The organism is Roseibium sp. MB-4 (genome assembly GCF_053005265.1).
In genome coordinates, this window is record NZ_JBRKQB010000002.1 from 588166 (window position 1) to 608237 (window position 20072).

Genomic DNA, 20072 nt, shown 5'->3' on the forward strand with positions numbered 1-20072 from the left:
ATCCCGGACAACTGATCGAACACTCGGTGACCCTGTTCGCCGGTCCGTTACATATACCTATAGGAGTTTGCCATGGCTTCCAGCTATGAGCTGAAGGCGTCGGCACGGGACCGTGTGGGCAAGGGGGCCGCACGAGCACTGCGTCGCGAAGGCCTTCTACCTGCCGTGATCTACGGCGACAAGAAACCGGCTCTGCCGATCACCATTCCGGTGAAAGAAACCACCCTCACCCTGCACAAGGGCGGTTTCCTGATCAACATCGGAACCATCGACATCGACGGTGAAAAGCACCAGGTCATCGCCAAGGACTTCCAGCTGCACCCAGTGCGCGACGATGTTCTTCACGTTGATTTCCTGCGCGTATCCGGCAACACGACCCTGACGGTCGATATTCCGGTGACCTTCATCAACGAAGAGACCTGCCCGGGCTTGAAAAAAGGCGGCATGCTGAACGTGGTTCGTCACACTGTCGAGCTGATCGTTCCGGCAAATGCCATCCCGGAAACCTTGGTCTTCGACCTTGCGAAAGTCGAAATCGGCGACACGCTGCACATCTCGGCAACCACCCTGCCGGAAGGCGCACAGCCGACCATTACCGACCGTGACTTCACCGTCGCAACACTTGCTGCTCCTGGCGGCGGTGTACAGGACGACGAAGAAGAAGCCGAAGGTGGTGAAGAAGAGACAAGCGAATAAGCTTGACCCTTCGATAGATTTGCAGAAGACGGCATCGTCTTCTGCACTTTGGGCAGCCGATTTCGGCTGCCTTTTCGTTTCAGCACCCTGATTTCAAAGAACGCGCAGAGACAGATCATGAAACTGATTGTCGGCCTTGGAAATCCCGGCGGAAAATACGCCCATAACCGCCACAACATTGGTTTCATGGCGCTTGATGAGATCCACCGCCGCAATTCCGGTTTCCAACCCTGGCGCGCCCGTTTTCAGGGTCAGGCCTCCGAGGGGCGTCTGCGCAGCGAAAAGGTGCTGTTGCTCAAGCCCTCCACCTACATGAACGAATCCGGCCGCGCTGTCGGCGAAGCCATGCGCTTTTTCAAGATCGAGCCGGAAGACATAGTCGTCATCTATGATGAACTGGATCTCCCGCCTGCCAAATTCCGGATGAAGAAGGGCGGTGGTCATGGCGGTCACAACGGTCTGCGATCAATATCGGCGCATATTGGTCAGGAGTACCGGCGTTTGCGGCTTGGAATCGGTCATCCGGGCGACAAAAAACTCGTCTCCAACTATGTCCTGGGCGACTTCTCCAAGGCGGACCAAGACTGGCTGGACCCGCTGCTTGCAGAAATTGCTGATCAGGCTGGCCTTTTGGCAGAAGCAAAAGACAGCCAGTTTGCCAACAAGATGACTCTGGCGCTCGAACCGGAAAAAGCTCAGCGCGGCAACAAGACGGCCTCCCAGAAGCCGGACAAGCCCTCCAAGCCAAAACAGCAGAGCCATATTCGCCAGGCCCGGCAGAATAAACCCGCCGCGAACTTGCCCAAGTCAGGCCCGATGGCGGACATGCTGAAAAAGCTTCTGGGCGGTGGCGACAAAACATAAAACACAATTAGAAATTTTAGATCACGGAACTGCACGTCATATTGTGGTAACCTGCATCAAGATAATGGCCCCAAGCTCGATAAAAGGGGAAATCATGCGCCAGGTTGTTCTTGCAAGCGTTGTTCTGGGGCTCACACTCACGCCTGCTGCTGCCTTCAAAAAACTTGAAGGCTATTTCATCGCCGAACAAACCTGCGAAGCGTACCAAAGCAAGAACAGGCAGACCAATCCCGGCAACGTCTTGACGTCTCCGCGGATTGCCTACGACATCAAGGGCATCAACAAACAAGGCGGCGATTTTTTCCAGATCCTGGTTGATGATGCTCCGGTGACGCAGCTCCGTTGGGTCAGCACATCTTGCGGTGTGCATGTGGTGGACGCTGGCACGGTAACTGTCGATCCAGTCGTCGACCCTGGCCTCACGCCTGTTACAAGCGGACAGGAATCCACAGACAATCTGCTGACGCTCAGCTGGCAGCCTGCTTTTTGTGAGATCCGCCCCGGCAAACAGGAGTGCCAGGATCTGAATTCCGGAAATCTGCCGCACACAACCCGTCAACTGTCTATTCACGGGCTCTGGCCGCAACCAAAGGGCAATGACTATTGCGGTGTGTCGGCCTCTGTTCGAAACCTTGACAAACCGGGCAACTGGCACCTCCTCCCCGCCCCTGAGATTGACACCGAAACGGCCGACGCACTCGCCGCGGCCATGCCCGGTTTTGCGAGCTTCCTGCATTATCATGAGTGGATCAAACACGGCACCTGCTACTTCGGTGACGGCGGCGCGGACGAGTATTACGACGACACCCTCTATCTGACAGGGCTTGTAAACGATTCAGCCGTCGGCGACGTGTTCTTCAACAATGTCGGCCGCGAGGTTTCCGGCGCTCAAATTCGGGCCGCCTTTGATGATGCCTTCGGCGTTGGCACAGGCGCACGGGTCCTGATCAAGTGTACCAACGATGGCGGCCGAACTTTGATCAACGAGATTTGGCTTAGCCTGAAAGGCCAGATCACCCCAACTTCGGATCTGGGCGAACTTATGCTCGCCGCAAATGAGATCGGGATGGGCTGCACTGGCGGACTGATCGATCCAACCGGTCTGCAATAAACGAACAAGGCTTCAATCCGGCGGGTTAAAAGCGGACCTGAGAGAACAAACCCACAATACGCACTCCAAGCTGGTCCCTACTTCAGCACTTCCACGATGTTCGTAACCAGCTTGGAACCGCCAAACCCTTGACCTTGCCGGTCCCCTCGGGCATGAAGCGCGGCAACAGTTTCAGACACAAACCGAAAGCGAACTCCTATGGGTTTCCAGTGCGGCATTGTCGGACTGCCGAATGTCGGCAAGTCCACGCTTTTTAATGCGCTGACCAAGACAGCTGCGGCCCAGGCCGCAAACTATCCGTTCTGCACCATCGAGCCGAACACCGGCGAAGTTGCGGTGCCGGATCCGCGCCTTTATGCAATTCGTGATATTGCGCAATCGAAGGAAGTGATCCCGACGCGGATCACCTTCGTGGACATTGCAGGCCTTGTGCGTGGTGCCTCCAAAGGTGAGGGTCTCGGCAACCAGTTCCTTGCGAACATCCGCGAAGTCGATGCCATCGCGCACGTTTTGCGGTGTTTTGAAGACGATGACATCACCCACGTAGATGGTGCCATCGATCCGATCGCCGATGCCGATACAGTGGAGACCGAGCTCATGGTCTCCGACATGGAAAGCCTGGAGAAACGCATCGCGCCGCTGAAGAAAAAAGCGACCGGTGGCGACAAGGAAGCCAAGGCAGTTCTTCCGATCATGGAAGGCGCACTGGCACTCCTTCAGGACGGTAAACCTGCCCGTATGCTGGAAACAGCGGACGCGGAAGAAGCCAAGATCCTTAAGGGCCTCAACCTTCTGACATCCAAACCTGTTCTTTATGTCTGCAACGTTGATGAGGCGTCCGCAGGAGAAGGCAACGAGCTGTCCCGGAAAGTCGCAGAGAAGGCGGCTGCGGAAGGCGCCGTTGCCGTTGTGATTTCCGCTGCGATCGAAGCTGAGATTTCTCAGCTCGACAAGGAAGAACAGGAAGAATTCCTGGAGACCATCGGACTGGAAGAACCAGGTCTCGACCGGATGATCCGGGCCGGATACGAACTCCTCGGCCTGATCACGTATTTCACCGCTGGACCAAAAGAAACCCGCGCCTGGACCATCACAAACGGCACCAAGGCACCAGGTGCTGCCGGCGTCATTCACACGGACTTTGAACGGGGTTTCATTCGCGCACAGACCATTGCCTACGACGATTACACATCGCTCGGCGGCGAGAGCGCAGCCAAGGAAGCCGGCAAGGCCCGCGATGAAGGCAAGGAGTACATCGTCAAGGACGGGGACGTTCTGCTCTTCAAGTTTAACACTTGATATGAAATCAGAGCCCGGGTCCCTGCCCGGGCTTTTTTCTGGGCGCAAGGGATACTGTCCTTTGCGCAATTCTCCGAACTCGACACTCTAGGCAGAGCTTTTCACCATGCCGACTTTTGTTTTTGCTCCTCCTGCCGTGACCGCAGTGCCCGTTGACGGCATCGGAGACCTGTTCCCGGTCCGCCGTGTCTATTGCATAGGCCGGAACTACGCCGCCCACGCCGTGGAGATGGGCCACGACCCGGACAAGGAGCCGCCCTTCTTTTTTCAGAAGAACCCGGACAATCTCAACACTTCCGGTTCGTTTCCTTACCCGCCGAAGTCCGACGACGTACATCATGAGATAGAACTGGCCGTCGCACTGAAATCAGGCGGGCGCAACATTCCGGTGGGCGAAGCCCTGGATCATGTGTTCGGGTATGCCGTTTCGCTCGACATGACACGGCGCGATCTTCAAGGAAACGCAAAGAAGATGGGCCGTCCCTGGGAGATCGGAAAGGCGTTTGAGCAGTCCGCCCCCATCACGCCCATTGTCCCGGCGGCCGACTGCGGCGATCTCTCCGAAGGCAGGATCCAGCTCACGGTAAACGGTGATCTGCGCCAAGAGGGCGACCTCAATCAAATGATCTGGAAGGTGCCGGAAATGATTTCCTATCTTTCTGAGTATTTTGAACTGGCGCCAGGAGATGTCATCCAAACCGGCACGCCTGCAGGCGTTGGGCCTGTTGTGCGCGGCGACAAGCTGGTTGGTTCAGTGAAGGGATTGCCTCCCCTGGAAGTCACTGTGATTTAAAGCAGATAGCGCCTGCTTCAGTCCCGACAAAAAGATCCCCCGGAACATCCTGAGCCCGGGGGATCTCTCAACTTACATTCAAGCCCTGCATTACCAAGGGGTTCGGACCGGCTTCATCGCGCCACTTCCGGGGCACCAAGCGATAGTGCCGGGACTTTGCGTAATATTCAACGCGGTCGTAGTGGTCGTTGGCTTCGCAGCGGATGGTTGTTTTTGACACTTTGCTCATTTCTGTTTTCCTTTCCAGTTGGTCTGTTCCTGTCTGGAAAAGCATGTGGTGTTTGAATGTGTCCGGTGGATGTTCAGAACATTACAGGTTCCTAAATTCCGCACCCAGCATATGGCTTTGCGTACCACACGGAGCTTTCGGAGAAATCGCTCGACGCTGAACGCCAATCCGGCCTAAGTTCCAGCATCTTCCAGGCGATGCGAACGGATCGGAGAATTCCAAGGTGATGCTCGATCAGATACTGCTGTTTTCACTCTTCGCAGTCGTCTTCGCCCTGCTGATCTGGGGCAAAATCCGCTTCGACCTGGTCGCTTTTGCCGCTTTGATCCTTGCCGCCTCCCTGGACCTTGTCCCCTCGGATCAGATCTTTTCCGGCTTCGGCCACCCGGCGGTCATCATCATCGCGCTTGTGCTGATCGTGTCACGCGGACTGATGAATTCCGGGGCCGTCGAACTGGTTGCCAAGTACCTGTTCTCAGCATCCCGCAGCTTATCTGGTCATATCGGTATCATGGCAATCGTCGGCGCCGGACTGTCCGGCATCATCAACAACGTGGCAGCTCTCGCGCTTCTGATGCCGCTGGATCTGGAAGCCGCCAAGAAGGCAGCCCGGTCTCCCGGTCTGTCGTTGATGCCGCTTTCCTTCGCAACGATCCTCGGCGGCATGATCACATTGATCGGAACTCCGCCCAACATCGTGATTGCCGAGTACCGGTCAGACGCGCTCGGCTCGCCATTTTCCATGTTCGATTTCGCCCCGGTCGGCCTTGTTGTCGCGATCAGCGGCATTGCCTTTGTGACATTGATCGGCTGGCGGCTGTTGCCGGCACGGTTCCGGCAGGCGCCCGAAACCGACAGCATGGCCGAGGGGCTCTACAGCGCGGAATTGAAAGTCGGCAAACTTCCCGAAGACAAAGACCTCACGCTTGGCGATCTTTATCCCGTCGCGGACGAAAAAGATGTCGCGATCATCGGACTGGTGCGCCATGGCAGCCGTATTAGAGGGTTTGCCCGCCGGGAATTGATCAAGGAGAACGACTTCATTCTGGTGGAAGGCGATCCGAAGGCTATCGAAGCCTTCATGGGAGCGGCAAAACTGGAGTTCGCCGGCTCCGAACGCCACAAAGGCGGGTTGACGGGCGGGGCCTTGAGCCTCACCGAGGCTATTGTTCCAGACACGGCGCGCATCAATGGCACGTCCGCCTTTCAGCTCAGGCTTCTTTACGGTCACGGCGTGACGCTGCTGGGCATTTCCCGTGCCGGGCGTAGGATCCAGAACCGTGTCCGGCATGAAACCATCCGCCCGGGTGATGTCCTCCTGCTGCTTGGTTCATCCGACCGATTGGAGATGGCAGTTCAATGGCTTGGCGTGTTTCCGCTGGAAGGCAGAACCACGGGGATGATCCAGCGCAACAAGGCACGGCTGGCTATTTTGGGCTTTGTTCTTGCCATCGCAGCAGCTGTCGCAGGGTTCGCATACCTTCCGGTCGCTCTTGCTGCCTGCGTCGTCCTTTATGCGGCGACCGGCCTCGTCAGCGGATCTGATGTCTACACAGCCGTGGAATGGAAAGTGATCGTGCTACTCGGCTCGCTGATCCCTCTCGGACAAGCCTTTGAAGCGGCGGGGAATGCCCAGATCATTGCCGATGGCATTCTGGCTCTGACAGCCGGGGCGCCGGCCTGGGTCACCTTGGCAGTTTTGATGGCCGTCACCATGACCTTATCTGATTTCCTGAACAATGTCGCGACGTGTCTGATCGCAGCCCCTATCTCGGTTCAGATTGCAAACAGTCTCGGTGTTAATCCCGACCCGTTCCTGATGGCGGTTGCCGTCGCCGGTTCCTGTGCCTTTCTGACCCCAATCGGGCACAAGAACAACACGATCATCATGGGCCCCGGCGGATACCGCTTCGGCGATTACTGGCGCATAGGTCTTCCACTAGAAGTGCTGGTTTTGGCTGTCGGCATTCCGGCGATCCTGGTGTTCTGGCCGCTCTAGAGCATGCAGCCCTTAATCGGGCTCAACAGACATGGGCCCTGCCCGCGCAATATGTTTCGGGATCCGCCAGATCACGATTGCAGACAGGATCGAAACGAGCACGATGTAAAAGGCTGGTGCGAACGTGTCACCGGTTTCCTGCACAAGGTAGGTTGCCACAAAAGGCGTTGTGCCCCCGAAAACCGCCAGGCAGATGTTGTAGCCGATAGCGACAGTACTGCATCGCAGGTGCTGCGGTGCCATTTGCGTCAGAGCGGTAATCGACAGGGCCCACCCAGCGGTGCTGGCGAGCGTCAATCCCAGCTGACCGACAAAGACCAGTTCCAGCTTGGTTGACAGCATCAGCCACCAGCAGGGCAGCGCCAGCACGATCGCGCTGATAGCTGCGCCCATCAAAGCGGCTCTCAGGCCAACTTTGTCAGCGATGTACCCGCAGACCGGCACAAACAAGGCCATGATGACGAGATTTGCGGTGGTGATGTCCAGCGCTTCGGCGGCTGTGAAGCCGGGTTCATTGCCGATGTAGGTCACAGCATAGACGAAGATCACAAAATAGATCACGGACACCGGGATCACGAGCACCATCATCTCGAAAATGAGACCAGGAAACCGCTTCAAGATGTGCAGAACCGGTGAGCCCAATTCCCACTCTTGGACTTTGGGAGCAGCTTCGGTCAGATGCCGCCGGAGGACGGTACTTAAGAAAGCAATCAACCCACCAATGACGAACGGGATCCGCCAGCCCCAGCTGTGCATCTGTTCATCGGTCAATAGGTTGCTAATCAGCGTTGGCACTGCAGACCCCAGAACACAGCCCCACATCATCGCAAACGCAATCCAGGAACCGGTCAAAGCCCGTTTATTTGCAGGAGCTTGTTCAACGATGAGCACTCCAGATGTCGTGTATTCACCCGCAACTGATATTCCCTGGGCGATCCGTATCAGGACGAGGAGAACAGCAGCTGTAATGCCTATCTGGTCATAAGTCGGCAGGGCCGCAATGGCGACTGATCCCAAACCCATCGTCATCACCGAGGCAATCAGCACTGGTTTACGGCCGAAGCGGTCACCAATATGCCCAAACAGCAGACTGCCTACCGGCCTCGCTGCATATCCGACTGCCAACACCGCAAATGCTGACAAGAGCGAAGCGACTTTATCCTCGGAAGGAAAGAACAGAACAGCGATTGTGGAGGCCATGAAGCCGTAAACCGTGAAGTCGTACCACTCCAGAACATTTCCGCTGGCCGCGGCCAATATGGACCGGCTGCGACTTTGCTTTTTCTGTGTGGTCATATCGGTCTGAGTAAACCTCATGGCAGGTGTACATAGGACTGTAATCAGAATGGGGAGTCTAATTACTTCATATGATACCAACCCGGCTGTTCTCAAAAATCGAAGCCCGGTTATGTCCCAGAGTGTGCTGGGAGTTTCCTTTCGTCAAGCTGATGACTGCAAGGTAGCAACAGCCTGATCATGGACGGCTCGGGAGGGGTGTCCTGTCTCTCAGCAAAAATCCCATTTTCTCTTGAGCCCCGGCCGAAAGTAACGTGTTATGCATGCGTCAGGCTAAAAAAGTCAGGCATATCAGGGGGACACCATGAAGTATTTGTTATCTGCAGCGGCAGGGATGGGCTTTTCATTGGCCGCGAGTTTTGCCTTTGCGCAAGGAACGGGCTCGGAAGGCTATTTCCAAGTTTACAACAACACTGAGGGCAACATCGCCATCGGTTTCTACACCAACGGGGGTGATGGCTGGAGTGACAACTGGTTGGGCGACGCCTTGATGCCCGGTCAAAACGCCCAAGCAGCATTCAATGCTGACACCGGCAATTGCGACCAGGTTTTCCAAATCGGATGGCTCGGCGCTGACGACAGCGAAGTGCTCGACGAGCCGATCGCCATCGACATTTGTGCAGCCAGCAATGTCTATCTCGACGACAATGAGATTTACTACGACTGAACAATCGGTAAGATTGCGCATCCACATAGCGCGGCCTGCCGCGCTATGCCTCTCTAATCAAACAGCTATTGATGCCAGACATATATCATTTTGAAGACTTCGAGCCCGGACAGGTTTTTGAACTGGGCAGCGTGACCGCAAGCAAAGACGAGATTATCGAGTTCGCCGAAGAGTTCGACCCGCAACCGTTTCATCTCGATGAAGAGGCCGGGAAAGCCTCCATGCTTGGCGGGCTGGCAGCTTCCGGCTGGCACACCGGTTCCATGGTGATGCGTTTGCTCGCCACCAACCTCTTAAACAACTCCACCGGGCAAGGCTCGCCCGGTATAGATGAACTGAAGTGGCAAAGCCCGGTCTATCCAGGAGACACACTCACGGCAAAAGCTGAGGTTCTGGCGAGCAAGGAACTACGATCCAAGCCCGACTTGGGGATCGTGACATTTCGCATCACGGCGACCAATCAAGATCAGAAGCAGGTGATGTTTTGGGAAAATCCCATTCTGTTCCTGAAGCGGGAGGCCGCCCCATGACGAAATATTTCGAGGAGATTGAAGTCGGCGAAACGATCGAATTGGGCACGCACACCTTTGAAGCCGAAGACATCATCCGCTTCGCTGAAAAATATGACCCTCAACCCTTTCACCTCAGCGAAGAAGGGGCGGCCAAAACGCATTTCGGCCGATTGTGCGCCTCCGGCTGGCATACGGCGTCCGTCTTCATGAAGCTGCTGGTGGCAACCAACAAACGATTGATCGAAGCGGCTCAAAGTGAAGGGCGTGTGTCTGCCCGTGTGGGTCCGTCTCCGGGTTTTGAAAAACTGAAGTGGCTCAAACCGGTATTTGCCGGTGATACACTGACCTATCAACGCGTCGTCACGGGCAAGACTGAAAGCCGCAGCCGGCCGGAGTGGGGCATTGTCCATTCCAACATGATCGCACGCAATCAGAATGGCGAACCGGTATTCTCTTTCAAAGCAAACGTCTTCGTGGAGCGGCGCAAGGACTGATCCGGCAACGCCACCAGTTGCCTAAGTCTGTATCTCATAGGCTTCGGGCGAAAAACACTTCATCGTGGATTTCGATGCCATAATCCCCCGTGAGTGGAATACCGGGATTCTTTTCACGCTCGGCATCGATCACACCGAACCCGATGCGCTCCAAACGAAATCCGCGCCGCTGGTAGAACCGAAACGCATCCAGATTGTCGTTGGAGGTCCGAACCGTCAAACGGTGGATGTGGCTGGCTTTCGCCTCTTCCACCACGGCCTGAAGCAAACGGCTGCCAACACCGTCCCAGCGGTTTAAGGAGTCGAGAGTCAGAATTTCCCACTCCTCCGGCCGCTTGATCAAGGTCACCAGGCCGACAAGCTCGCCGTCAGCGCGGGCTGTGTAACCGGGCAGCCGTGACGCATCGATGGTTTCATTTTCGATGATCATATCCGGCGATGTCCAACGGTCGTTCAACAGCTGCAGGACATCTGCATGATCTTCGGCTGTCGTTGCATGAATGGTCACAGACATGATGGTTCCTAACTACAAACAACACGCGTTCAGCGGCAGTCCCTCAAAGCGGCAGATATGCTACCGGCGAAACAAGCGCTCGTCCAATGGGCTTCGCGATTGCCAACGGGCCCGCTCAAGTTCTGGGTCGATATGTTCTTCTTCCGGGTATCCGACACAAAGATACGCAACAAACTGCCAACTCGGGTCAACGTCGAGGATTTCGCCGATCTTCATCGGATCCAGAATTGACACCCAACCAACTCCGATACCCTCGGTACGAGCTGCAAGCCAAAAGGTATGGATCATGCTGACGGTGGAATAGGCTAGTGTTTCGGGCATCGTCGCCCGCCCAAGCCCGTGCCCCTGATCCGGATTGGGCGCGCTGAAAACCGCCAGATGGACCGGCGCTTCTTTCAATCCAGCCAATTTAAGCTGGCGGTAAAGAGCAGCCTTCTCATCCTGATAGGCCTCGGCGGCTACAGCATTTTCCGCCTCGAAACTCGAAACGACACTCGCCCGTTTCGCCGCACTCTCCACAGTCACGATACGCCAAGGTTGGCTGTTCCCAACTGAGGGTGCCAGATCTGCCAGCTCAAGAAGATGTTCCAGCGTTTTCGGATTGACTGGATCCGTCCGGAAACGACGCACATCTCTCCGCCATCTGAGCAGGCTCTCGAACTCCGTTCGAAACTCGTCGGAAAATGCCGGTTTTTCTGTCTCTCCAGATCCGCGCGCCGCCATTCGCGATCAGTGCCCTGGGAACTCAACCAGTGTCCGGACGGGAACACTCAAATCTTCCAGCTTTTTCCGGCCACCAAGATCGGGAAGGTCAACAATGAAACACGCAGCTTCAATGTTCGCCCCCATGGATCTCAAGAGTTTGCAGGCAGCTTCCGCTGTGCCACCGGTCGCAATCAGATCGTCGACCAGGATCACCCGGTCGCCTGGCTGGATCGCATCCTTGTGCATTTCCATTTCGTCCAGGCCATATTCCAGGGAATAGGCAATGCGCACGGTTTCGTGCGGCAGCTTTCCTTTCTTGCGGATCGGAACAAAGCCTGCGGACAGCTGGTGGGCAACCGCCCCACCCAGGATGAACCCCCGCGCTTCTATTCCGGCAATCTGATCGACTTTGGACCCGGCCCAAGGCTGGACCAGCGCATCGACCGCACGCCGGAATGCCCGGGCGTTGCCAAGCAAAGTGGTTATGTCGCGAAACAGGATGCCCTCTTTCGGGTAATCCTTGATTGTTCTAATGGCACTGATCAGTTCATCACGAATTGTCTGATCGGTCATTTTGCTCTCTTTCCTGCAAAAACAATATCGCGCAACACAATCCGCTGCACAGCCCCGACCGACGCTTATATCAAGATTACCGCGGCGATCGAAGTCTTTTGATGGTTATGAAGGTGTTGGTATCAGCTGCGGTTCAAGACACGCCCTGCAACCGCATCAAGTTTGGCAACCAGTTCCGGATCGCGTTTCTCCGGCGCTGTCATCAGAGCAAATTCCAGAGCAGTGTCTGACCCGGCCGGACAGGATTGATGCTCCCTGGGAAGGTCTTTCGCGACACGCGCGACAAGTCTTTGAGCATTTTCCGCATTGTCATGCAGGACCTTCAATATCGCTTGAATGTCCACTTCACCATGGTCCGGATGCCAGCTGTCATAGTCGGTCACCATCGCAACCGTCGCATAGGAGATTTCAGCTTCCCGCGCGAGCTTGGCCTCCGGCATGTTCGTCATGCCGATAACATCGCAATTCCAGGTCCGGTAAAGTTCACTTTCCGCAAGCGACGAGAACTGCGGTCCTTCCATGGCGAGGTACGTTCCGCCCTTGCTGTACTTCAGGCCTTCCGCGTCCGCGGCCGCTGCAACGGCGTCGACCAGTTTCGGGCTGACTGGGGTTGCCATGGAGACATGGGCAACACAGCCGGTCCCAAAGAAACTCTTTTCCCGTGCAATCGTACGATCAATGAACTGATCCACGAGCACAAACATCCCTGGCTCATGTTCTTCCTTCAATGAGCCGCACGCAGAAACGGACAAGAGGTCAGTGACACCGCACCGCTTCATGACGTCGATATTGGCGCGATAGTTGATCGTCGTCGGCGAATAAACATGCCCGCGGCCATGGCGCGGCAGGAAGACGATCTTGAGCCCATCAATAGTGCCGATCCGCACCTGATCCGACGGCGTGCCCCATGGGCTTTCGACGCTGATCCATTGCGCATCCTCAAGACCAGGAAGGTCATAGATTCCGGATCCGCCAATGATCCCCAGAACTGCGTCGCTCATTTTGCCCTCGTTGGATGAGTTCCTGAATTACCGGTTTGCTTAACAAGCCAAGCCAGCAATGAACAGCGGGCAAATGAAAAAAGGCGGGCTCGATGCCCGCCTTTTTCCGAGTGCTTCTTTGCGCTTAGAGCTTAGTGCTCGACATCGCGCCAGATTTTCTTCTTGGTGAAGTAGAGCATGCCAGCGAAGACGATGAGGAAGATCATCACACGGAAACCGATCTTCTTGCGCTCTTCCAGGTGAGGCTCGGCGGCCCACATCATGAACGCTGCGACATCGCGTGCGTAATTCTCAACCGTCATCGGTGTGCCGTCGGTGTACTCGACCGCTTCCTCGAAAAGAGGCGGCGCCATCGAGATGAACTCACCAGCCATGAAGGAGTGGTTGTAGTATTGACCAACCGGCACTTCCACACCCTCTGGCGGATCTACGTAACCGGTCAGCAGCGAGTAGATGTAGTCAGGGCCGTTTTCCTGGTACTGGGTGAAGATGTCGAAAACGAACCCAGGGAAACCACGCTGCGGCGCACGGGCTTTCGCGAGAAGCGAAAAGTCCGGCGGATACGCACCGTTATTGGCTGCACGTGCCGCATTCTCGTTCGGGAACGGCGACGGGAAGCGGTCAGCTAGGATTGCCGGACGGTCGTACATGTCGCCGAAATCATCCGGGCCGTCTACAACAGTGTAGTCGGCAGCAATTGCTTTGGCCTGGTCTTCGGTGAAGCTCGGACCACCATCCTCAGCCAGGTTGCGGAATGCAACGCGGCTCAAAGCGTGACAGGCTGCACAGTTTTCAACGTAGACCTTGAAGCCACGTTGCAACTGCGCACGGTCGTAGTAGCCGAACGGTCCGGCAAAGGACCAATCCTGATAATCGATTTCAACCTTCGCTCCGGCCGCAAAAGCCGGGGATGCGATGGCGAGAGCCGCCACCGCTGCGAGGGAACGAACCATTGTGATCATGGTTTTCATTGTCTCAAATAACTCCCGATCCGGTTCGCGTTATTTCGTTTCCGGTGCGGCTGCTGCGCCGACCGGTGTGCCGGATCCGCCCTTGAGCACCGACTCGGAGATTGATGCCGGAAGTGGCTTCGGTTTCTCCAGGAAGCCCAACAGCGGCAGGGCGATAAGGAAGTAGGCAAAGTAGATGGTGGTGCAGATCTGGGACATGATCACGTAGATCCCTTCCGCCGGCATGGCGCCGAGGTAGCCCAGAACCACTGCGTTCGCTGCGAAGATCCAGAAGAACTGCTTGAACAGCGGACGGTAAGCACCGGAGCGGACCTTGGAAGTGTCCAGCCAAGGCAGGATGAACAACACCGCAATCGCACCAAACATCAGCACAACACCGCCGAGCTTGTCCGGAACAGCTCGCAGGATCGCGTAGAACGGCAGGAAGTACCATTCAGGAACGATGTGCGCCGGCGTGACGAGCGGGTTCGCTTCGATGTAGTTGTCGGCGTGACCCAGGTAATTCGGCAGATAGAAGACGAAGTACGCGAAGAAGATCATGAACACGACAATCGCGAACAGGTCCTTGATCGTGTAGTACGGGTGGAACGGGATCGTGTCCTGTTTGGTCTTCGGCTGGACGCCTGTTGGGTTGTTGTTGCCGGTGGTGTGGAATGCCCACACGTGCAGCAGAACAACACCGAAAATCATGAACGGCAGCAGGTAGTGCAGCGAGAAGAAGCGTGTCAGTGTCGGGTTATCGACCGCAAAGCCGCCCCACAGCCAGATCACAACACTCTCACCGACAACCGGAATTGCCGAGAACAGGTTGGTGATAACCGTCGCGCCCCAGAAGGACATCTGACCCCATGGTAGAACATAACCCATGAACGCTGTTGCCATCATCAGAAGGAAGATGATCACACCCAGGATCCAGGAGATCTCGCGGGGAGCCTTGTATGACCCGTAGTAGAGACCACGGAAAATGTGGATGTAGACGGCGATGAAGAACATCGACGCGCCATTGGCGTGCAGGTAACGCAGCATCCAGCCGAAGTTCACATCGCGCATGATGTGCTCAACGCTGTCGAATGCAGCAGTCGTGCTTGCCGTGTAGTGCATAACGAGCACGATCCCTGTCAGGATCTGCGCGATGAGCACGAAGAAAAGGATCCCGCCGAAGGTCCAGAAATAGTTCAGGTTCTTCGGTGTCGGAAAGTCGACGAAAGATCCGCGTACGAGCGAAATGACCGGCAAACGGCTCTCAAGCCACTTTGCCGCAGCGCTCTGCGGTACATATTCAGAATGTCCAGCCATGGCTGCCTCCAGATTAACTCGTGCCGTTAGCCGATCTTGATGGTGGTCTCGCTGACCATCTCAAGCGGCGGAATGAGCAGGTTCTCAGGCGCCGGGCCCTTGCGGATCCGGCCGGCGGTGTCGTAGTGCGAGCCGTGGCACGGGCAGAACCAGCCGCCGTACTCACCGGCATCACCCACAGGGACGCAGCCAAGGTGTGTGCAGATACCAACCTGGACCAGCAGCTTCTCATTGCCTTCGATGCCGCGGTTCACATCCGTCGCTTCGGCGTCGGCAGGCAGGTTGGCGTTGCGTGCAAGCGGGTCCGGCAGATCAGATACTGCAACAGCGTTCGCCTCTTCCACTTCCGCATCCGTACGGTTGCGGATGAAGACCGGCTTACCACGCCATTTCACGCTGATAGACTGCCCCTCTTCCACGGCAGAGACGTCGACTTCAATAGAAGCCAGAGCCAAAGCGGAGGCATCCGGGTTCATCTGATCGATGAATGGCCATGCCAGCGCGCCAGCGCCGACGACACCCATGGCGCCGGTCGCAATGTAGAGGAAATCTCGGCGGGTCGGTTCCGCCTGATCCGTATTTGCCAAGGTCGCGTCCTCTCGAAACCAGTTTATTCTGTACCGAAAGCCCGTCGCACGTCCGGGCCCGTCCCTGAGAGCAAGGATAGGCGGACTCGTGCCGGGCTCAACGGTTGCCGGGTGCGGCAGATTTCCGCACCGGGCAAGGCGTGTGTCTTTTTGCACCGTTCAAAGCGCTTGTCCAGTTCAACAAACGCCTTAGAACGCATATGTCGCAGCCGAAACTGCGCTCGCGCCGTTTTTCTGCCGTTTTTCGGAAAATCGCAAGACCGGAAAATGCATTTCCCCGGCCTTGCTTGACGATGTGGCTGGAATCAAGCCGCCTGAACCGGCGCCAGGAACCCGCCAGACTGGTGCTGCCAGAGCTGAGCGTAAAGACCGTTCAGGTCCAACAACTCCTGATGCGTTCCTTCTTCGATGATTCGACCATGATCCATGACAATGAGCCGGTCCATCGCCGCAATCGTGGACAGCCTGTGAGCAATCGCGATAACGGTTTTGCCTTCCATCAGATCGAACAGGCTTTCCTGGATGGCGATCTCGACTTCTGAATCCAGCGCCGATGTCGCCTCATCCAGAGCCAGGATCGGGGCATCTTTCAGAAGCACCCGCGCAATCGCGATCCTCTGACGCTGACCACCGGAGAGTTTCACACCGCGCTCGCCGACATGCGCATCTAGGCCGACACGCCCGTTTTGATCTTCGAGACTGCGGACGAACTCGATTGCATGCGCCTTTTCCAGAGCCGCCTCGACTTCCTCGCGGCTGACGTCCGGCTTGCCATAAGCAACGTTCTCGAAGATCGACCGGTGCAACAAGGACGTATCCTGCGTAACAACACCCACGTTGGCCCGGATGTCGTCCTGCAGGACCTTGGCAACGTCCTGACCATCGATCAGCACCCTGCCGCCTTCCAAATCATAGAAGCGCAGAAGCAGGTTGACCAAGGTGGACTTGCCTGCCCCGGACCTGCCGATCAGCCCAATTTTTTCGCCAGCCTTGATCTTCAAGGACAGATCCTCGATGACGCCGGTTTCCTTGCCATAGTGGAATCGGATCCGCTCGAACTCGATTTCGCCTTTGTCGACGATCAGCTGCTTGGCGTTTGGAACATCCACCACATCCCGTTCCCGGGAAATCGTGTTGATGCCGTCTTGGACCGTGCCGATGTTTTCAAACAGGCCGGACACTTCCCAAAGGATCCACTGCGACATGCCTTGAAACCGCAGAACAAGGGCCACCGCGACGGCAATCTCGCCAGTGCTCACCAACCCTTGCTGCCAAAGCATGATGGACATCGCCGAGACCGCAAAGAGCAACGCCATGTTCAGCGTTGTCAGGGTGATGTTCATACCCGTGACGAGCCGCATCTGAAGAAAGACCGTCTTCAGGAAGTCAAGCATCGACCTTTTTGCATAGTCTTCTTCGCGCGCCGCGTGGGAGAAGAGTTTCACCGTCGAGATATTGGTGTACGCATCGACGACGTGTCCCGTCATCACGGATCGCGCATCGGCTTGATCCCGGGACACATTCTTCAAACGCGGGATGAAGACGCGCATCGTCAACAGATACCCGCCAAGCCAAGCCAGGAACGGAATGGCGAAATAGATGCTTGCCTCCGCAACGATGAACAGTGCGGCGACAAAATAGACGATCACATAGACCAGAATGTCCGCGATCCGGGTCACAACCTCCCGAACCGCAAGCGCCGTTTGCATCAGCTTGTTCGCAATCCGCCCGGCGAAGTCGTTTTGATAAAATGCCACGCTCTGCCGGAGAAGATACCGGTGAACCCGCCACCGCACAGACATCGGGTAGGTGCCCATCAAACCCTGATGGAACACCATCTCCCAGATACCAGCGACCAGTGGCAAGAGGATCAGGATGACAAAACCCATCCACAGAAGTTGCGGCCAGTTGTCTGTGAAAAATGTCTGCGCGTTCTCTGTTCCGAGCCAATTCACCAAATCACCCAGAAAGGTAAAGATGAACACTTCAAGAATGGCGATGGCGGCACCCAGGACCGATGCGACCGCTAGGATCGGCCACACCGGTTTCGTGTAGTACCAACAGAACGCCCAGAAGCCTTTCGGCGGGACATCGAGATCCGTGTTCTCGAACGGATCAATCAGGTTTTCAAACCACTTAAACATGACGAACCTTTGCATGAGTGGGCTGGACAGACGTATGACCATCCCCGCACTCGAATTTGTAGGGTTCCCTTTCATGATCACGCACGCCGAGGCGCGGAGACGCAATCGCGGCCGAAGCAAAGAAACTTACCAGCGATAGAGCTACGATAAAGGAACCAATTAGAAGATTTTCAAGCCGGTCAGCGAATTGCGGCGCGGTCAGGATCTTTCCATGGACGCCAACAGTTTCGATCGCTGTAAATTCGGAAATGAAGACCGGCACCGCGAACAGCACTGTCAGAACGCCAGTCGCCCCACCGAATACACCGAGAATTTTCAACAAGTTGCGCAGACGCAATAAAACTGGCGGACGCGGACGCAAGTGCGGGTCAATGAAAACGTCCGGCCGCCGGACAGGCGGCTCCTGGACGATATCTGGACCTATGCCGGGTCGGAATGGCCCAAAGGGATCACCGAAAGACATGATGTGTCTCCGAAACGAAAGAAATTGAGAGTAACGCCCGCAGACATGCGCAAGGACGCACATGCAGCCAAAACTGATGGACGGCTTATGCCGGACGTCGGAAAAGTGTTAGGAACTCAGGCGCGTTTCTTTATCCGAAACGTGCAGATGATCCCGTGCGAACCAAATGGACGGCTGTCGCTGGATGCGTCGAACAATTTAGCATGTAAGCCCTCCTGGTTGCTTGGCCGGGCGGCCAAAGGGATGGAAACTTCAACCCGTCAAAGTTGAGGACCTTTTGGTACTCTGGAATCGCGGATAAGGGAAGTCCGATTTCGGCCTAAAGCAGCCTAAACCCAGAGCTGTGACAAATCAGCCACATGTGTGACATGTGAGTGAGCGGTCGCAATGATTCACTCAGCCCGGGACCAGTAAGGCAGTGGAGCTTAGCCACCACAGAGCAGGATCAAAGACTTAAGCAGCGCGGACGCTTTGCAGGAACTGCGAAACCTGCGCCTGAAGTGTGTTTGACAACGTTCCAAGTTCTGCAGAGGCTTGATGCATGCCATCTGTCGCGGTCCGGCTGGCTTCCATCGCATCGTTCAAAGTCCCGACGTTGCCGGTTACCCGCTCAGAGCTTTGCAGCGCGGTCTGTGCACTGCCGTTGATCTCGCCAGTTGCAGAAGTCTGGTCTTCCACAGCATCCCGGATCTTGGCTGAAATCGCACTCACGCGTTCAATCGTATCGGCAATCGAAGCGATGGCGACACCGGATTGCTGCGCGACGTCCTGCACGGCCGAAACCTGCGCAGAAATATCCTCAGTTGCCTTGGTGGTCTGCTCGGCCAGCGCCTTTACCTCGCTTGCAACAACGGCAAACCCGCGTCCGGCTTCTCCAGCCCTTGCTGCCTCGATCGTTGCGTTCAAGGCAAGGAGATTGGTCTGGCTGGCAATCTGACTGATCAGCTCAACAATTTCGCCGATTGCGCGGCCTGTCTCAGAAAGCCGCCCGACGATTTCATCGGTTTTGCGCGCTTCAGTGACCGCAGCATCCGCAATGTCAGTTGCCTGATCCACATCCTCACGGACACGGGACAGAGATTCTGACAAGCGGTGGGAGGCCCCGGTCACCGTCTCAACAGACTGATTGGCATCCGCAGACGCAGTGCTGACTTCAGACACGGCGTGGAGCGAGGATTCCACAGCACGCGTCAAATCATTGGAGTTGCTCTCTACGCTGTCAGACTTTTCAAGCAATGAAGAAACAACGCCGAGCACGGATTTCTCAAAATCGTCTGCAACATCCTGCATCAGCGCGACGCGTTCTGCGTTCAACGCATCCTGGTGGGCTTGTTCTTGCCGCGCCTGCTCGGCAGCCTTTTCGGCAAGGTTCACGCGAAAGTCTGTCACAGACCGCGCTATGGCGCCGATTTCATCGGATCGCTCGACTCCGTCGATTTCGACCTCAAGATCACCATCAGACAATTTGCCAAGAGCACCCTGCAAGCGGGCGAGCGGACGGGCAATGCCCAATGCCAAAACAACTGCCAGACCAAGAAACGCGATGCCAACCGGCGACACGACCAGGCCAATGGTGATCATCTGATCCAAAATCAGACCATCGAGTTTCTCCGCCACATTGCCCAGGAGGAACTGCTGAGCACTGTCTGCTGTTCCCAACTGAGCAATCATTGCTTGGCGGAACGTGTAGAACGCGAACGCTGTTCCACCCATCATGATGACGGCGGCGGTGACCACCATTGAAATAAATCGGCCGTTTATCGAAAGCGTCACGAAAACCCGGGCTCCAACCCCAATCCTGCGGGTACACTCTGGAAGCCCGCGCAGTAATCTGTGTTGGCCCTTGATATCTCAAGGC

21 protein-coding genes are annotated in these 20072 nt (G+C 56.2%); 9 read left to right on the forward strand and 12 right to left on the reverse strand.

The features are described from left to right. The first annotated feature begins 72 nt into the window (after nucleotides 1-72). The 5 genes from ACVDG4_RS13815 to ACVDG4_RS13835 all read left to right on the forward strand — a co-directional run bounded on the left by ACVDG4_RS13815 (nucleotide 73) and on the right by ACVDG4_RS13835 (nucleotide 4763). Nucleotides 73-696, forward strand: coding sequence for a 50S ribosomal protein L25/general stress protein Ctc (locus ACVDG4_RS13815; RefSeq protein WP_133945991.1), 624 nt, complete (start codon nucleotides 73-75; stop codon nucleotides 694-696). A 117-nt stretch (nucleotides 697-813) separates the two neighbouring features. After that, entirely contained in the window at nucleotides 814-1560 is a 747-nt protein-coding gene (pth, locus tag ACVDG4_RS13820) for an aminoacyl-tRNA hydrolase (RefSeq protein WP_447235481.1), read from the forward strand. A 94-nt stretch (nucleotides 1561-1654) separates the two neighbouring features. Beyond that, entirely contained in the window at nucleotides 1655-2671 is a 1017-nt protein-coding gene (locus ACVDG4_RS13825) for a ribonuclease T2 family protein (protein ID WP_447235482.1), read from the forward strand. Between the two features lie 198 nt (nucleotides 2672-2869). After that, a complete protein-coding gene (gene ychF, locus ACVDG4_RS13830; protein WP_209174387.1) occupies nucleotides 2870-3970 on the forward strand; it encodes a redox-regulated ATPase YchF in 1101 nt (366 codons plus the stop codon). A gap of 106 nt (nucleotides 3971-4076) precedes the next feature. After that, on the forward strand, nucleotides 4077-4763 hold the full coding sequence (locus tag ACVDG4_RS13835; RefSeq protein ID WP_447235483.1) for a fumarylacetoacetate hydrolase family protein: 687 nt from the start codon (nucleotides 4077-4079) through the stop codon (nucleotides 4761-4763). A 67-nt stretch (nucleotides 4764-4830) separates the two neighbouring features. Here the strand turns inward: ACVDG4_RS13835 and ACVDG4_RS13840 are convergent, their stop codons facing one another. After that, entirely contained in the window at nucleotides 4831-4992 is a 162-nt protein-coding gene (locus ACVDG4_RS13840) for a hypothetical protein (protein ID WP_166672590.1), read from the reverse strand. Between the two features lie 226 nt (nucleotides 4993-5218). Between ACVDG4_RS13840 and ACVDG4_RS13845 the strand changes: the two genes are divergently transcribed. After that, nucleotides 5219-6991, forward strand: a complete 1773-nt coding sequence (locus ACVDG4_RS13845; protein WP_447235484.1) for an SLC13 family permease — start codon at nucleotides 5219-5221, stop codon at nucleotides 6989-6991. 12 nt (nucleotides 6992-7003) lie between these two features. On the opposite strand, the gene ACVDG4_RS13850 is transcribed toward ACVDG4_RS13845, so the two are convergent. After that, entirely contained in the window at nucleotides 7004-8287 is a 1284-nt protein-coding gene (locus ACVDG4_RS13850; protein ID WP_447235485.1) for an MFS transporter, read from the reverse strand. Nucleotides 8288-8591: 304 nt separating this feature from the next. On the opposite strand from ACVDG4_RS13850, the gene ACVDG4_RS13855 reads away from it, so the two are divergent. The 3 genes from ACVDG4_RS13855 to ACVDG4_RS13865 all read left to right on the forward strand — a co-directional run bounded on the left by ACVDG4_RS13855 (nucleotide 8592) and on the right by ACVDG4_RS13865 (nucleotide 9960). Further along, a complete protein-coding gene (locus ACVDG4_RS13855; RefSeq protein ID WP_447235486.1) occupies nucleotides 8592-8954 on the forward strand; it encodes a hypothetical protein in 363 nt (120 codons plus the stop codon). Nucleotides 8955-9025: 71 nt separating this feature from the next. Continuing rightward, nucleotides 9026-9484, forward strand: coding sequence for a MaoC family dehydratase (locus tag ACVDG4_RS13860; RefSeq protein WP_447235487.1), 459 nt, complete (start codon nucleotides 9026-9028; stop codon nucleotides 9482-9484). Next, nucleotides 9481-9960: a MaoC family dehydratase gene (locus tag ACVDG4_RS13865; protein WP_447235488.1), complete on the forward strand. Its 480-nt coding sequence runs from the start codon at nucleotides 9481-9483 to the stop codon at nucleotides 9958-9960. Before ACVDG4_RS13860 ends, ACVDG4_RS13865 begins: the two co-directional genes overlap by 4 nt. A 34-nt stretch (nucleotides 9961-9994) precedes the next feature. Here the strand turns inward: ACVDG4_RS13865 and ACVDG4_RS13870 are convergent, their stop codons facing one another. The 10 genes from ACVDG4_RS13870 to ACVDG4_RS13915 all read right to left on the reverse strand — a co-directional run bounded on the left by ACVDG4_RS13870 (nucleotide 9995) and on the right by ACVDG4_RS13915 (nucleotide 19987). Further along, nucleotides 9995-10474 carry a GNAT family N-acetyltransferase gene (locus ACVDG4_RS13870; RefSeq protein WP_209174395.1) on the reverse strand — a complete coding sequence of 160 codons (480 nt, stop codon included), beginning with the start codon at nucleotides 10472-10474 and terminating at the stop codon, nucleotides 9995-9997. A 60-nt stretch (nucleotides 10475-10534) separates the two neighbouring features. Then, complete coding sequence (bluB, locus tag ACVDG4_RS13875; RefSeq protein WP_447235489.1) at nucleotides 10535-11197, reverse strand: 5,6-dimethylbenzimidazole synthase; 663 nt, start codon at nucleotides 11195-11197, stop codon at nucleotides 10535-10537. Between the two features lie 6 nt (nucleotides 11198-11203). Further along, a complete protein-coding gene (locus ACVDG4_RS13880; RefSeq protein WP_133945963.1) occupies nucleotides 11204-11752 on the reverse strand; it encodes an adenine phosphoribosyltransferase in 549 nt (182 codons plus the stop codon). 122 nt (nucleotides 11753-11874) lie between these two features. Further along, entirely contained in the window at nucleotides 11875-12753 is an 879-nt protein-coding gene (locus ACVDG4_RS13885) for an S-methyl-5'-thioadenosine phosphorylase (protein WP_420340148.1), read from the reverse strand. A gap of 131 nt (nucleotides 12754-12884) precedes the next feature. Next, nucleotides 12885-13724: a cytochrome c1 gene (locus ACVDG4_RS13890; protein ID WP_447235490.1), complete on the reverse strand. Its 840-nt coding sequence runs from the start codon at nucleotides 13722-13724 to the stop codon at nucleotides 12885-12887. 30 nt (nucleotides 13725-13754) lie between these two features. Beyond that, nucleotides 13755-15020: a cytochrome b gene (locus tag ACVDG4_RS13895; RefSeq protein ID WP_133945957.1), complete on the reverse strand. Its 1266-nt coding sequence runs from the start codon at nucleotides 15018-15020 to the stop codon at nucleotides 13755-13757. A 26-nt stretch (nucleotides 15021-15046) separates the two neighbouring features. Beyond that, entirely contained in the window at nucleotides 15047-15607 is a 561-nt protein-coding gene (gene petA, locus ACVDG4_RS13900; protein ID WP_133945955.1) for a ubiquinol-cytochrome c reductase iron-sulfur subunit, read from the reverse strand. A 305-nt stretch (nucleotides 15608-15912) separates the two neighbouring features. Beyond that, nucleotides 15913-17751, reverse strand: a complete 1839-nt coding sequence (locus ACVDG4_RS13905; protein ID WP_447235491.1) for an ABC transporter ATP-binding protein — start codon at nucleotides 17749-17751, stop codon at nucleotides 15913-15915. Next, on the reverse strand, nucleotides 17744-18214 hold the full coding sequence (locus ACVDG4_RS13910; protein ID WP_306148809.1) for a hypothetical protein: 471 nt from the start codon (nucleotides 18212-18214) through the stop codon (nucleotides 17744-17746). The genes ACVDG4_RS13905 and ACVDG4_RS13910 overlap by 8 nt, the downstream gene beginning before the upstream one ends. Nucleotides 18215-18667: 453 nt before the next feature. Further along, a complete protein-coding gene (locus tag ACVDG4_RS13915) occupies nucleotides 18668-19987 on the reverse strand; it encodes a methyl-accepting chemotaxis protein (RefSeq protein WP_447235492.1) in 1320 nt (439 codons plus the stop codon). Between the last annotated feature and the right edge of the window lie 85 nt (nucleotides 19988-20072).

What these genes read in the sequence shown, in the direction of transcription:
- bluB (WP_447235489.1), bottom strand. Translation starts at nt 11,197, where the DNA reads ATGGCGGCGCGCGGATCTGGAGAGACAGAAAAACCGGCATTTTCCGAC.
- pth (WP_447235481.1), top strand. Translation starts at nt 814, where the DNA reads ATGAAACTGATTGTCGGCCTTGGAAATCCCGGCGGAAAATACGCCCAT.
- ychF (WP_209174387.1), top strand. Translation starts at nt 2,870, where the DNA reads ATGGGTTTCCAGTGCGGCATTGTCGGACTGCCGAATGTCGGCAAGTCC.
- ACVDG4_RS13880 (WP_133945963.1), bottom strand. Translation starts at nt 11,752, where the DNA reads ATGACCGATCAGACAATTCGTGATGAACTGATCAGTGCCATTAGAACA.
- ACVDG4_RS13840 (WP_166672590.1), bottom strand. Translation starts at nt 4,992, where the DNA reads ATGAGCAAAGTGTCAAAAACAACCATCCGCTGCGAAGCCAACGACCAC.
- ACVDG4_RS13905 (WP_447235491.1), bottom strand. Translation starts at nt 17,751, where the DNA reads ATGTTTAAGTGGTTTGAAAACCTGATTGATCCGTTCGAGAACACGGAT.
- ACVDG4_RS13860 (WP_447235487.1), top strand. Translation starts at nt 9,026, where the DNA reads ATGCCAGACATATATCATTTTGAAGACTTCGAGCCCGGACAGGTTTTT.
- ACVDG4_RS13835 (WP_447235483.1), top strand. Translation starts at nt 4,077, where the DNA reads ATGCCGACTTTTGTTTTTGCTCCTCCTGCCGTGACCGCAGTGCCCGTT.
- ACVDG4_RS13885 (WP_420340148.1), bottom strand. Translation starts at nt 12,753, where the DNA reads ATGAGCGACGCAGTTCTGGGGATCATTGGCGGATCCGGAATCTATGAC.
- ACVDG4_RS13890 (WP_447235490.1), bottom strand. Translation starts at nt 13,724, where the DNA reads ATGAAAACCATGATCACAATGGTTCGTTCCCTCGCAGCGGTGGCGGCT.
- ACVDG4_RS13815 (WP_133945991.1), top strand. Translation starts at nt 73, where the DNA reads ATGGCTTCCAGCTATGAGCTGAAGGCGTCGGCACGGGACCGTGTGGGC.
- ACVDG4_RS13895 (WP_133945957.1), bottom strand. Translation starts at nt 15,020, where the DNA reads ATGGCTGGACATTCTGAATATGTACCGCAGAGCGCTGCGGCAAAGTGG.
- ACVDG4_RS13910 (WP_306148809.1), bottom strand. Translation starts at nt 18,214, where the DNA reads ATGTCTTTCGGTGATCCCTTTGGGCCATTCCGACCCGGCATAGGTCCA.
- ACVDG4_RS13850 (WP_447235485.1), bottom strand. Translation starts at nt 8,287, where the DNA reads ATGACCACACAGAAAAAGCAAAGTCGCAGCCGGTCCATATTGGCCGCG.
- ACVDG4_RS13845 (WP_447235484.1), top strand. Translation starts at nt 5,219, where the DNA reads ATGCTCGATCAGATACTGCTGTTTTCACTCTTCGCAGTCGTCTTCGCC.
- ACVDG4_RS13825 (WP_447235482.1), top strand. Translation starts at nt 1,655, where the DNA reads ATGCGCCAGGTTGTTCTTGCAAGCGTTGTTCTGGGGCTCACACTCACG.
- ACVDG4_RS13870 (WP_209174395.1), bottom strand. Translation starts at nt 10,474, where the DNA reads ATGTCTGTGACCATTCATGCAACGACAGCCGAAGATCATGCAGATGTC.
- ACVDG4_RS13865 (WP_447235488.1), top strand. Translation starts at nt 9,481, where the DNA reads ATGACGAAATATTTCGAGGAGATTGAAGTCGGCGAAACGATCGAATTG.
- ACVDG4_RS13855 (WP_447235486.1), top strand. Translation starts at nt 8,592, where the DNA reads ATGAAGTATTTGTTATCTGCAGCGGCAGGGATGGGCTTTTCATTGGCC.